This window comes from Microbacterium lemovicicum (assembly GCF_003991875.1).
Taxonomy (GTDB): domain Bacteria; phylum Actinomycetota; class Actinomycetes; order Actinomycetales; family Microbacteriaceae; genus Microbacterium; species Microbacterium lemovicicum.
The window spans coordinates 1,214,332-1,226,538 of the sequence record NZ_CP031423.1; the positions used below are offsets into that span (position 1 = coordinate 1,214,332).

A 12,207-nucleotide genomic window follows, 5' to 3' on the forward strand; every position below is an offset into this window, starting at 1 on the left:
GACGCCGCGCGCTCTCACCTGGCGAGCCTGGCTCAGAGCTCGGCGACGCGCACCAGCACCTTGCCCACGGTCGCGCCTTCGACGGCGTCATGGGCGGCGGCGGTCTCCTCGAGCGGGAACCACGTCAGCGGCAGGCCGTGCTCCTCACCCACCGGAAGCGCGCCGTCGGCGAGCGCCGCCGTGATCGCGGTGACCGCAGCATCCAGAGCCTCTTCGCCGACGGTGTACAGCAGCACGCCCTGCACGCGCACGTTCTTGGCGAAGGTCGGGCGCACGGGCATCGCGAAGTCGTCGCGGCCGCCGTCGTCGGCGTAGTACGCGATGCTCGCGTGGTTCGCCGCGATCTCGGCGTCGATCGCCGCGTTGACCGAGATCGACACCTCGACGATGTGATCGACACCATGGGGCGCGATCTCGCGCACCTGCGCCACGACGTCACCCGCGGTGTAGTCGATGGTGTGGTGAGCTCCGGCGGCCCGGGCGAGCGCCGCCTTGCTCTCCGAGCTGATCGTGGAGATGACCGTCGCTCCCGCCCAGCGTGCGAGCTGGATCGCGGCATGACCGACCGCTCCCGCACCGCCGGCGACGAGGACGACCCGGCCGTCGAGAGACCCGGGGGAGAGCACGGCCGGTCCCTGCTCATGCACGGTCAGAGCGCGATGCGCCGTCACGGCAGGCACACCCAGGCTGGCGCCGAGCGCGAAGTCGACGTCGTCGGGCAGCGGGACGGCTCGTGATGCGGGCACGACGGTGAACTCCTGCGCAGTGCCGGTGGGCCGCTCGTGCTGAGCCAGGTGCACCCATACGCGATCGCCGACGGACAGACTGTCGACCCCATCGCCGACGGCGTCGATCACGCCCGCGCCGTCCTGATCGGGCACCACCTCCGTGAAGTCCTGTCGGCGGGTCGAGCCGGCGCGGGCCTTCCAATCGGTCGGATTCACGCCCGATACGGCGATGCGCACGCGCACCTCACCGGGGCCGGGCGCGCCGGGTTCGCGATCGACCAGCGTGAGGACGGAGGAATCACCGGGGGCGGTGTAGACGATGGCTCTCATGCCGGTGACCAACCCTCCCTGTCCGTGCGTCATTCCCCGGCCGGACGATCCCGGACCACTGCCGGGTCCATCGGCCGCGAGATCCGTGGTCATGGCATGCTGAAATTCCCCCACCCTCCGGAAGAGGACAACAATGCAGCAGCGACCCCTCGGCAGAACCGGCCGCGACGTCTCCGTCATCGGCCTCGGCACCTGGCAGCTCGGCGCCGATTGGGGCGATGTGAGCGAGGAGGACGCGCTCGCCGTCCTCGCCGCCTCCGCTGACGCCGGCGTCACGCTCTTCGACACCGCCGACGTGTACGGCGACGGCCGCTCGGAGACGCTCATCGGTCGCTTCCTCGCCGACCGCCCCGACGCGGGCATCACCGTGGCGACGAAGATGGGCCGCCGCCAGGAGCAGGTCAAGGAGAACTACACGCCGGAGAACTTCCGCGCCTGGACCGAGCGGTCGCGTCGCAATCTCCGCACCGACACGCTCGACCTGGTGCAGCTGCACTGCCCTCCCACCGATGTGATCGAGGACGACGCGACCTACGACGCCCTCGACGCGCTGGTCGCCGACGGCGCCATCGCCGCCTACGGCGTCTCGGTGGAGACCAGCGCGCAGGCGCTCGCCGCGATCGCCCGCCCGAACGTGACCAACGTGCAGATCATCGTCAACCCGTTCCGCCTCAAGCCCCTCGACGAGGTGCTGCCGGCAGCGGATGCCGCGGGCGTGGCCATCTTCGCGCGCGTCCCCCTGGCCAGCGGCATGCTGTCCGGCAAGTACACCGCCGACACGACCTTCGCGGCGAACGACCACCGCTCCTACAACCGCCAGGGCGAGGCGTTCGACCGGGGCGAGACGTTCTCCGGCGTGGACTACGAGGTCGGCCTCGCCGCCTCGCGCGAACTCGCGGCGGCACTCCCCGACGGAGTGACCCTCCCCGCGGCGACGCTGGCCTGGATCGCGAGCCGCACCGGCATCACGACCGTGATCCCCGGCGCGCGCACCGTCGCCCAGGCGACCTCGAACGCGGCGGCCGCCTCCGTGGCGGGCCTCGACCTCGACGCCTTCGACGCCGCCGTGCACGAGGTGTACGACCGCCACCTGCGAAAGGCCATCCACCCCCTCTGGTGAGCTCGCGCCGCCCGCTCGCGCAGCCCGCACCTCGCGCCGCCCGCTCGCGCACGTCGCGCCGTCCGCGAGCGGGCGGTGAACCGGGGTCAGCGCCCCGCGTACACCGCCCGCTCGAACGCGGCGACGCCGGCGGCGCACGCCGGATCGAAGAACGGCAGCAGCTGCGTCGCCCACACCGCGGCGACACCCGAACGCCGGTCGATCCAGTAGTGCATGTTGGCGAGCCCCGCCCACGACAGGGTGCCGGCTCGCCGTCCGCCCGGCACGTCCTCGTCGGTCACGAGGAACGACGTCGCCCACGACGTGCGCAGTCCGGGGAAGAACTCCGCATCGCGCGTCACGCCCGGCGCGGCGGAGGCCAGCGGGGTGACCTCGAGCCCCGGCATCCCCTGTACGGCACGCTCGATCGTCGCCTCCTGCAGGACACGTCCACCGGGTGCCGAGCCGTCGCCGAGCCACACCCGCAGCAGGGCGAGCACGTCGGGGACCGTCGAGAACAGGCCCTGCCCGCCCATGTCGAGCTCGGGGGTGTCGGGCGGTTCGACGGTGACCGGCGCGAGCGTGCCGTCGAGACGCCGCCGGTGCAGCACGGCCCTCCGCGCGCGCATGTCGGGGCGCAGGTCGAAGGACGTCGACGTCATGCCGCACGGCGCGCAGATCCGCTCCTGCACCACGGTGTCGAGACGCTGTGCGCGCACGGCGGCCACGATCAGCCCGAGCCAGTCGAGCGAGGTGCCGTACGTCCAGCGCGCGCCGGGATCGTGAAGCAGGGGAGTGCGCAGGGAGTCGGCCAGCGGGGTGGTTGATCCGCTTCGGCGCCGTGCTCGGGCGAGGGCCGCGTAGCGGGGGTCGAACATGTCGTAGGCGAGACCCGACGTGTGCATGAGGAGCATCCGGCTCGTGATGTCGCGCACGGGCGGCCGGGTGCGCATCCGGCCGTCGTCGTCGAGGTCCTCCAGCACCTCGAGCTCGCCGATGGCCGGCAGGTACTCGCGCGCCGGCGCGTCGAGGTTGAGGATCCCGTCCTCCACGCACTGCAGGGCGACGGTGGTCGTGAAGGCCTTCGTGACGGAGTACACACCGATGACGGTGTCGGATGCCGCGGCCTCCGCCATGTCATCGTCCACCGCCCCGCGGCGCCCGGCCGCGTGCAGGAACGTCGTCTTCGAGGCCGATGTGGTTCCGGCGATGACGAACGGGACACCGCCGGCCACCGCGTCATCGATCGAGCGCGTCACGTCGTCGTGCATCCTCCGAGCCTAGGAGACCGTCGCGATAAGGTGCTCTGCGTGAGGCCCGCGTGAACATCGACTTCGACGACGTCGTCTTCCTCTGGAAGGCTCGCACCGATTCGGACTGGTTCTTCACCGCCGTCCCGGCCGAGCTCAGCGAGCTGATCCGCGAGATCCCGCGCCCGACGCGCGGCTTCGGCTCCGTCCGCGTCGACGCCCGTGTCGGGCTGTCCGCCTGGCGGACCTCGATCTTCCCGAGCGCCGACGGGCGCTACTGGCTCCCGCTCAAGCGCTCGGTCCGCGACGCGGAGCACCTGGTCGAAGACGGTCCGGTCTCCGTCGCGCTCAAGATCCTCGACGCCTGACGACGGGCGGATCGGGCGCTGTCAAGCACGCGAGACCTGCGCGGCCGCCCGATAGCCTGAAGCGCATGGCCGAGGCATCCCCATCGCCCGCACTGATCCCCCGAGTGATCGCCCGCGCGCTCACTCTCACACCCGTTCGGGTGTTCCTGCTCTACGGGGAGCGCCGCGGGCCGATGCTCGCCGACAGCATCACCTACCGCACGCTGTTCAGCGTCTTCGCCGGCGTGCTCCTCGGCTTCTCCGTCGCCGCCGTCTGGCTGGCCGGCAACCCCGTCGCGTGGCAGGCGCTCATCGACGCCGTGGACAGCGCCATCCCCGGTCTGGTCGGGGAGGGCGGCGTCATCGACCCGGACGCGATCAAGGCGCCCACGGGCTTCACCGTGGCCGGCGTGATCGCCCTCATCGGTCTGCTGGGTGCGGCGATCGGAGCGATCGGCTCGCTGCGCACGGCCATCCGGCTCATCGCCGGGAAGGTGCACGACGACACGCTGCCCGTCATCGTGATGGGCCGCAATCTGCTGCTGGCCATCGCCCTCGGCGGCGCTCTCGCGGTCTCGGCGGCCGCGACGTTCCTCGCGACCGCGGGCATCGGCATCCTGACAGACCTGCTGGGGTTCGATGAGACATCGCCTGCGGCGGTCATCGGCACCCGCGCCGTCTCGGTGCTGGCCGTCTTCCTCCTCGACGCGATCGTCGTCGCGGTGATGTTCCGCACCCTCTCCGGCACGCGCCCCCCGCGTCGCGCTCTGCTCACGGGCGCGGTGATCGGCGGCATCGGCCTCACCGTGCTGCAGCAGCTGTCGGGCCTGTTCGTCGGCGGCGCCACGTCCAACCCGCTGCTGGGCGTCTTCGCGACGCTCATCGCGCTGCTGCTGTGGATCAACCTCAGCGCGCAGGTGATCCTCATCGCCTCCGCCTGGATCGTCGTCACGATGGCGCAGGAGAGCGACCGCGTGCACGAGCGGTTCGGCGCCGCGACCTTCGTGCAGCGTCGGGTGCGTCAGGCGGAGGCCTCGGTGCGCGTCGCCACCGACGAGCTGCAGGCCGCCCGCACCGCCGAGTCCGCCGAGCGCGCGGCGATGGAGAAGGCTGCGGCGAAGGCGGCCGAGAAGGAGGCCGCGAAAGCCGCGGAGAAGACGTCCGGCTGACGCGTCCCGTCGGTCCGCCGGCGATGAGTTCTCCACAGAGGAGCGGATGCCGCACCGCACGCTGCCTGCGGCGGTCACACTGAAGCGATGTCCCCGCCCGACGCGCTCGCCGGCGTCGCGGTGCTCCTGTCGTACGCCTGGCTGGCGGCCGCGAGCGTGGTCCTCACCGTGGTCGACGTGCGGACGCACCGGCTCCCGGACCGCGTCGTGCTGCCGGGCTACGCCGTCGGGATCGTCCTGTTCGCCATCGCCGCGGCGCTGACGAACGACCCCGGGCCGCTGCTGCGTGCCGTCGTCGCGGGGGCGGCGCTATTCACCGGCTTCCTGCTGCTGCGGGTCGTCAACACCGCCGGCCTGGGCGGAGGCGACGTCAAGCTCGCCGGCGTGCTGGGGCTCTTCCTCGGCCGGATCGGCTGGGACGCCGTGCTCACCGGGCTCGTGGTCGCCTTCCTGATCGGCGGCGTCTCCGCGCTCGTCCTTCTCGCCCTGCGGCGGGCGCGGCGCTCCACGGCGCTGCCGTTCGGACCGTTCCTGCTCGCGGGCGCATGGTGCGGCATCCTCACCGCCGTCGTCGTCGCGTGATCCGCCGCCGGGAGGCGAACCTGCCTCAGCGGGCGAAGCGCTCCGTGAAGGTGCGGAGCATCCGCGCGGTGTGCTCGACGGGCGCGCGACGCACGGCGGCGAGAGTCAGCTCGAGTTCGTCGGCGGCGAAGTATCCGAAGTCGGCGTACGCGTGGATGCGCGTGGTGATGCCGTCGACGTCCAGCTCGGGGTGGAACTGCGTGGCGTAGACATTGCGTCCGACGCGGAACATCTGGACCGGACAGGCGGGGGAGGACGCCAGGAGGACGGCGTGCTCCGGGAGCACCCGGATGGCCTCCTTGTGCCCGACGAATGCGGTGAACTCGGCCGGCATCCCCGCGAGGATCGGGTCGTAGACACCCGCCTCGGTGAGCGTCACCGGCACGACACTGATCGGCTCGGAGTGCGTGCGGTCGATGATCGCGCCCTGGTGCGCGCCGAGGGTCCCCACGCCGTAGCAGGCGCCGAGGAACGGGAAGTCCCGCCGCACGACGCGGTCGAGGAGCGTCGAGAACTCGGCTTCGACGCGCAGCTGCACCGGCGACTTCTTCTCCGCCGGGTCCGACGCGTTGAAAGGCCCTCCGCCCACGAAGATGCCGGAGATCTCGTCGAAGTCGAAGCGCGGCATCCGCGTCGCCTCCACCCGCACCCGCACGAGCTCCGACGGCTGCAGACCGGTGCCGCGCAGGAAGAGCTCGTACTCCTCGTCGGCCGGCCCGTCCTCGGCGCGCGTCGCCAGCAGCACGAAGGGTTTCACCCCCTCACGATAGCCGCGGGGGAGCGGGCTCCCGCGCGGCGCGGATCGGGCTCTCCGTCACCAGCGTGTTAACTTCCCCCGTGCGACAGGTGAATCATTCGCGGGCGCCACCGGCGGTCTGTACCTTCGTACTGTGCCCCACGAAGAAGCTGACCTCGCCCCCGTCGACTCCGTCGCGCCCGCCGCCTCCGGAAGGACGCAGATCGCCGACCACCCGCTCGCCCTCGCGCCCGTGAGCGCGCCGGCGAGCTCGGTCGACGGCTTCGTGCGCGAGTTCCTCAAGAACCTCAACTTCACGCAGGGCGTCCCGCTGTCGGCGTCCAGCCCCAACGACCGCTACCTGGCGCTCGCGCACACCGTGCGCGATTACCTCATGGCGCGCTGGCTCGAAGACCAGCGCGGCCAGCGGGAGGCGCAGTCCAAGGGCGTCGCCTACCTGTCGGCGGAATACCTCCTCGGCCGGCAGCTCGACAACAATCTGCTCGCCAGCCGCCTCACGGACGTCGCCACGGAGGCGCTCGCCAAGTGCGGCATCGACATCGACGACCTCCGCCAGCAGGAGGTGGAGCCCGGACTGGGCAACGGCGGTCTCGGGCGGCTCGCGGCCTGCTTCATCGACTCCCTCGCCACCATGAGCGTGCCCAGCATCGGGTACGGCATCCGCTACGAGTACGGCATCTTCCGTCAGACCTTCGTCGACGGCCAGCAGGTCGAGCAGCCCGACGCCTGGCTCAGCCTCGGCTCACCGTGGGAGTTCCCCCACCCGGAGGCGGCGCAGACCATCTCCTTCGCCGGCCACACCGAGACCTACGACGACGACGGCGTCGAGCGCTCGCGGTGGATCCCCGCGTGGAACGTGCAGGCGGTCCCGTACAACTACATGGTGCCCGGGTACCACAACGGCCGGGTCAACACGCTGCGCCTGTGGCGTTCCGTCGCCACGAACGCCTTCGACCTGCGCATCTTCAACTCGGGCGACTACGAAGAGGCCGTGCGCGCGCAGATCTTCGCCGAGAACATCTCGAAGGTGCTCTACCCCGAGGACTCGACGCCCCAGGGCAAGGAGCTGCGCCTCCAGCAGCAGTACTTCTTCGTCGCGGCCTCCATCCGCGACTTCCTGACGAACGTGCTCGCCGAGGACTTCGACCTCGAGAAGCTCCCCGAGCGCATCATCTTCCAGCTGAACGACACGCACCCCGTCATCGCGGTGCCCGAGTTCATGCGCGTCCTCGTCGACGAGAAGAAGATGGACTGGGATGCCGCGTGGGCGATCACCCAGCAGTGCTTCGCGTACACCTGCCACACCCTCCTGCCGGAGGCGCTCGAGGTCTGGTCGGTCGATCTCCTCGGACGCCTGCTGCCGCGGCACCTCGAGATCATCTACCGCATCAACGACGAGTTCCTCCTCGCGGTCCGCGAGCGGTTCGGCGACGACGAGATGCGCATCCGCAACATGTCGATCGTCTCGGACTTTCCCGAGCGCTCGGTGCGCATGGCCTACCTCGCCACCGTCGCCGGCGCGAAGGTCAACGGCGTGGCGGAGCTGCACTCGCAGCTGCTGCGCGACAAGGTGCTGCCGGACTTCAACGAGTTCTACCCCGGCAAGTTCACCAACGTCACCAACGGCGTCACGCCGCGCAGGTTCATCCGCCTGGCCAACCCGCAGCTCGCCGACCTCATCACCGAGGCGCTCGGCGCCGGGTGGACGGTCGACCTCGAGCGCCTGCGCGGGCTCGAGTCCTTCGCGGAGGACCCGGAGTTCCGCGCTCGCTTCGCCGAGGTGAAGGCCGCCAACAAGCGCACGCTCAACACGGTGCTGCTCGCGCGCGACGGGCTCAGCGTGCCCGACGGCCACATGCTCGACGTCATGGTCAAGCGCCTCCACGAGTACAAGCGCCAGATGCTCAAGGTGCTGCACATCGTGACGTCGTACGAGGGCATCATCTCGGGACGTGTCGACGTCAAGGACGTCACGCCGCGCACCTTCATCTTCGGCGCGAAGGCGGCACCCGGCTACGTGATGGCCAAGCGCATCATCCACCTCATCAACGCGGTGGGTTCGGTCGTCAACGCCGATCCCCGCGTGGAGGGACGCCTCAACGTCGTCTTCCCGCCGAACTACAACGTGACCCTCGCCGAGCGCGTGATCCCGGCCGCCGACCTCTCGGAGCAGATCTCGCTGGCCGGCAAGGAGGCCTCCGGCACGGGCAACATGAAGTTCGCGCTGAACGGCGCGCTCACCATCGGCACGGACGACGGCGCGAACGTCGAGATCCGCGAGCTCGTGGGAGACGACAACTTCTTCCTGTTCGGCATGACCGAGCCCGAGGTCGAGGCGCTCTGGGCAGAGGGGTACCGCCCGAGCGAGTTCTACCAGAAGGACGAGGATCTGCGCCGGGCGATCGACCTGATCGCCTCCGGCGCCTTCTCCGGCGGCGATCGGACCACGTTCGAGCCCGTCGTGTCGAACCTGCTGTACGACGACCGCTTCATGGTGCTCGCCGACTACGCCTCCTATATCGCGGAGCAGGGGAAGGTCGACGCGGCCTACGGCGACCAGGACGCCTGGACGCGCTCGGCGATCCTCAACGTCGCCCGCAGCGGCTACTTCTCGTCCGACCGATCGATGCGCGACTACATCCAGCGCATCTGGCACACGCCCCCGGCGTACTGAGCGCCTCCGGCCTAGCACGGAGAGCTCGCCGGCGCACGCTCCCGTGCGCCGGCGGCGCTCGGTCTACGCTGGATCCATGACAATCGCACGACTGCACGGCGGCCCGCTCGACGGACAGGTTCTCCCCCTGGAGAGCCCCGACCTCGATTCGCTCATCGTCCCTTACAGCGAGACGCAGGTCGTCTACGAGCGCAAGGGCGATCTGGAGAACACCGGCACGGACGACGGCCCCACCGAGGCCCAGTTCTGGTTCATCGAGTCCGAGGACGTCATCGACCCCTACAGCGACGAACCGCGTGACCGTCGCTGACGAGCCCGTCCCCGACCGCACCGGTGAGCCGGTGCGGTCGCTCGAGGTGGAGCGCACCTACGACGTCGACGCGTCGACCGCCCTGCCCGACTGGCACGACATCCCCGGCGTCGCCGAGGTGATGCCCGAGGAGATCCGCGAACTCGACGCGCGGTACCTCGACACCGAGGAGCTGCACCTCGCGCACGCCGGCTACGCGCTGCGTCGCCGCACCGGGGGACACGACGCCGGGTGGCACATCAAGGGGCCGCTCATCGACGGCGCGCGTGTGGAGACCGCCTGGCCGCTCGGCATCGACCCCGACGAGGACGTCCCCGATGCGGTGCGCGCCGAGATCCACAAGGTCACGGATTCTGCGCTGCACCCGCTCGCACGCGTCGAGAACTCGCGCGTGCCCACCGCGCTCCGCGCGGCGGACGGCGGGCTGATCGCCGAGTTCGTGGACGACCACGTGCGCGGCTCCGACCTGCGCGGCGACACCGTCCGCGAGTGGCGCGAATGGGAGGTCGAGCTCGGTCCCGCCGCCCCGGCCGACCCGGCCGAGCGGGAGGAGCTGTTCGCCGCCATCGAGAGCGCGATCATCGCGGCGGGCGGCCGGCCCGCCGGACCTTCGTCGAAGCTCGGCCGCACCCTCGGACGCTGAGACCGAGAAACGCCCCGGCTGTCCGATGGACGGCCGGGGCGTTTCGCATCTGCGCCCGCGTCAGCGGGGCACAGCGTTCGATCAGTCCGCGATCACAGGTTGATCATGTGGCCGGCGAGGCCGTGGAAGGCCTCCTGCACGGCCTCGGAGAGCGTGGGGTGCGTGTGCACGTTGCGCGCCGTCTCCAGCGCGGTCAGGTCCCACTTCTGCGCGAGCGTCAGCTCGGGCAGGAGCTCCGACACGTCGGGTCCGATGAGGTGGCCGCCGAGCAGCTCGAGGTGCTCGCCGTCGGCGATCAGCTTGACGAATCCGATCGGCTCGCCGAGCCCGTTCGCCTTGCCGTTGGCGCTGAAGGGGAACTTGGCGACCTTGACGTCGTAGCCGGCGTCGCGCGCCTGCTGCTCGGTGAGGCCGAAGGACGCGATCTGCGGCGAGCAGAACGTCGCGCGGGGCATCATCCGGTAGTCGCCCAGCGGCATCGTCTCGGCCTTGCCGATGGTCTCGGCCGCCACGATTCCCTGCGCCTCGGCCACGTGGGCGAGCTGCAGCTTCGCGGTGACGTCGCCGATCGCGTAGATATGCGGGACGTTCGTGCGCATGTAGTCGTCGATCGCGATGGCGCCGCGGTCGGTGAGGGCGACGCCCGTCTTGTCGAGGCCGTAGCCGTCGACGTTCGCGGCGAAGCCGATCGACATCAGCACGCGGTCGGTGTCGACGGACTGGGTCTCACCGCCGCCGTTGGGCGTGTAGGTGACGGTGACGTGGTCGCCGTGGTCGGTGACCGTCTCTACCTTGGTGGAGGTCAGGATCTCGACGCCGTACTTCTTGTACTGGCGGGCGATCTCCTTCGACACGTCGGCGTCCTCGTTGGGGAGCGCGCGGTCGAGGAACTCGATGATGGTGACCTTGACGCCGTAGTTCACCATCACGAAGGCGAACTCCATGCCGATGGCGCCCGCCCCGACGATGACGATCGACTCGGGGAGGTCGCGGTTGAGGATCTGCTCCTCGTAGGTCACGACGTTCTCGCTCAGGGTGACGCCCGGCAGCAGCCGGACGGTGGAGCCCGTCGAGATGATCGCGTTGTCGAACGTGACGCGCTCCGAGGAGCCGTCGGTCATCACGACGTCGATGGTGTTCGCGTCGGCGAACGTTCCACGGCCCTCGTATTCGGTGACCTTGTTCTTCTTCATCAGGTAGTGAATGCCCTTGACATGGGTGTCCGCGACCTTCCGGCTGCGATCCCACGCGACGCCGAAGTCGAAGTGCACCTCGCCGGAGATGCCGAAGAGATCCGCCTGGTCGTGGAAGACGTGGGCGAGATCGGCGTTGCGCAGCAGCGCCTTCGAGGGGATGCAGCCGACGTTCAGGCACACACCGCCCCAGTACTTCTCTTCGATGATGGCGACGGAAAGACCGAGCTGGGCGCTGCGAACGGCCGCGACATAACCGCCGGGGCCGGCGCCGAGGATAGCGACGTCGTAGTGAGGCATGCCTCCAGCCTAGTGCTCGGGAGGCATGCCGGAATCGGCCTGTGGCGCCGCCGAAACGCGGTCAGCGCGAGGTCGAGGACTGCCCGCGCGCCCGCCCGACGAGCACCGCTACGAGCGCGCCGCCCGCAGCCACGAGGACGATCCCGCCGATGATCCACGGCCACGGGGGCGTGCCCTCGGAGTCGCCCGCGGCGTCGACCGTCGTCGCCGACGGCGAGGGTGCCGCCTCCACCGCTTCGGTGGCGCTCGGAGCGGGACTCACCGCCGTGGTGGCCGCCGGGGTGGCGGTGGGCGTGGGGGCAGGTGCGGCCGCGGCCACCGTGAAGTCGAGCTCCCCGGAGATCGGGTGGCCGTCGCTGGAGACGACCCGCCACAGCACGGTGACGGCGCCGCCGGCGGAGGCTGCGGCGGAATCGACGGCCTGGGTCACCGTCGTGCCGGCGACGGCGGGCCCACCGGAGGAGAGGGAGGTGCCCGCGGCATCCGTGATCTGCACCTCGGTCGCCCCCGGATCTGCCAGCAGCTCGCCGCTGAAGGTGAGGGTGAGCTGCGCGGGGGCGGCGTCGAGGGTCGCACCGGCGGCGGGGTCCGTCGAGACGAGCTCGTCGTGCGCACTGGCGGGCGCGGCGACGAGCACTCCGCCGACCATCCCGCCGAGCACGAGGAGCGCAGCGGCCACGACGGAGGCGAGAAGGCGCGGGCGACGGGTGGGGGAGTGGTGCGGCATCCGTTCAGGCTACCGGCGCCACCTCCGCGCCAGTTGGATGGGGGACACACGCCGGAAGCGGCCCGCCGCACTCGACACGGCGGCTCTCCACTCAGTAG

General features: G+C 70.7%; 12 protein-coding genes. 7 read left to right on the forward strand and 5 right to left on the reverse strand.

From position 1 onward, the window contains the following. Window positions 1–32: 32 nt before the first annotated feature. Window positions 33–1,058 (reverse strand): NADPH:quinone reductase, encoded by a 1,026-nt coding sequence (locus CVS47_RS05630; protein WP_127095215.1) that lies wholly within the window; start codon window positions 1,056–1,058, stop codon window positions 33–35. 133 nt (window positions 1,059–1,191) lie between these two features. Between CVS47_RS05630 and CVS47_RS05635 the strand changes: the two genes are divergently transcribed. Further along, window positions 1,192–2,178: an aldo/keto reductase gene (locus CVS47_RS05635; protein ID WP_127095216.1), complete on the forward strand. Its 987-nt coding sequence runs from the start codon at window positions 1,192–1,194 to the stop codon at window positions 2,176–2,178. An 86-nt stretch (window positions 2,179–2,264) separates the two neighbouring features. On the opposite strand, the gene CVS47_RS05640 is transcribed toward CVS47_RS05635, so the two are convergent. Next, window positions 2,265–3,428 (reverse strand): serine hydrolase domain-containing protein, encoded by a 1,164-nt coding sequence (locus CVS47_RS05640; protein WP_127095217.1) that lies wholly within the window; start codon window positions 3,426–3,428, stop codon window positions 2,265–2,267. A gap of 50 nt (window positions 3,429–3,478) precedes the next feature. On the opposite strand from CVS47_RS05640, the gene CVS47_RS05645 reads away from it, so the two are divergent. The 3 genes from CVS47_RS05645 (at window position 3,479) to CVS47_RS05655 (ending at window position 5,505) form a co-directional block, all read left to right on the forward strand. Beyond that, window positions 3,479–3,775 carry a DUF1905 domain-containing protein gene (locus CVS47_RS05645; RefSeq protein ID WP_127095218.1) on the forward strand — a complete coding sequence of 99 codons (297 nt, stop codon included), beginning with the start codon at window positions 3,479–3,481 and terminating at the stop codon, window positions 3,773–3,775. Window positions 3,776–3,840: 65 nt separating this feature from the next. Further along, window positions 3,841–4,923 carry a YihY/virulence factor BrkB family protein gene (locus tag CVS47_RS05650; protein WP_127095219.1) on the forward strand — a complete coding sequence of 361 codons (1,083 nt, stop codon included), beginning with the start codon at window positions 3,841–3,843 and terminating at the stop codon, window positions 4,921–4,923. Window positions 4,924–5,010: 87 nt separating this feature from the next. Beyond that, the gene (locus CVS47_RS05655; protein WP_127095220.1) at window positions 5,011–5,505 is read left to right on the forward strand and encodes a prepilin peptidase; all 495 of its coding nucleotides are present in this window, start codon (window positions 5,011–5,013) and stop codon (window positions 5,503–5,505) included. Window positions 5,506–5,530: 25 nt separating this feature from the next. On the opposite strand, the gene CVS47_RS05660 is transcribed toward CVS47_RS05655, so the two are convergent. Further along, the gene (locus tag CVS47_RS05660; protein WP_127095221.1) at window positions 5,531–6,262 is read right to left on the reverse strand and encodes a glutamine amidotransferase; all 732 of its coding nucleotides are present in this window, start codon (window positions 6,260–6,262) and stop codon (window positions 5,531–5,533) included. A gap of 202 nt (window positions 6,263–6,464) precedes the next feature. Here CVS47_RS05660 and CVS47_RS05665 point away from each other — a divergent pair, with 202 nt between their 5' ends. From CVS47_RS05665 to CVS47_RS05675, 3 genes are all read left to right on the forward strand, one after another. Further along, complete coding sequence (locus tag CVS47_RS05665; protein WP_378791242.1) at window positions 6,465–8,936, forward strand: glycogen/starch/alpha-glucan phosphorylase; 2,472 nt, start codon at window positions 6,465–6,467, stop codon at window positions 8,934–8,936. A 76-nt stretch (window positions 8,937–9,012) separates the two neighbouring features. Then, window positions 9,013–9,246 (forward strand): response regulator, encoded by a 234-nt coding sequence (locus CVS47_RS05670; protein ID WP_127095222.1) that lies wholly within the window; start codon window positions 9,013–9,015, stop codon window positions 9,244–9,246. Further along, entirely contained in the window at window positions 9,233–9,889 is a 657-nt protein-coding gene (locus CVS47_RS05675) for a CYTH domain-containing protein (protein WP_127095223.1), read from the forward strand. The genes CVS47_RS05670 and CVS47_RS05675 overlap by 14 nt, the downstream gene beginning before the upstream one ends. 92 nt (window positions 9,890–9,981) lie before the next feature. Here the strand turns inward: CVS47_RS05675 and lpdA are convergent, their stop codons facing one another. Together lpdA and CVS47_RS05685 are read right to left on the reverse strand one after the other, a co-directional pair. Then, a complete protein-coding gene (lpdA, locus tag CVS47_RS05680; RefSeq protein WP_127095224.1) occupies window positions 9,982–11,382 on the reverse strand; it encodes a dihydrolipoyl dehydrogenase in 1,401 nt (466 codons plus the stop codon). 61 nt (window positions 11,383–11,443) lie between these two features. Next, window positions 11,444–12,109, reverse strand: coding sequence for a copper resistance CopC family protein (locus CVS47_RS05685; RefSeq protein ID WP_127095225.1), 666 nt, complete (start codon window positions 12,107–12,109; stop codon window positions 11,444–11,446). Window positions 12,110–12,207 lie beyond the last annotated feature (98 nt).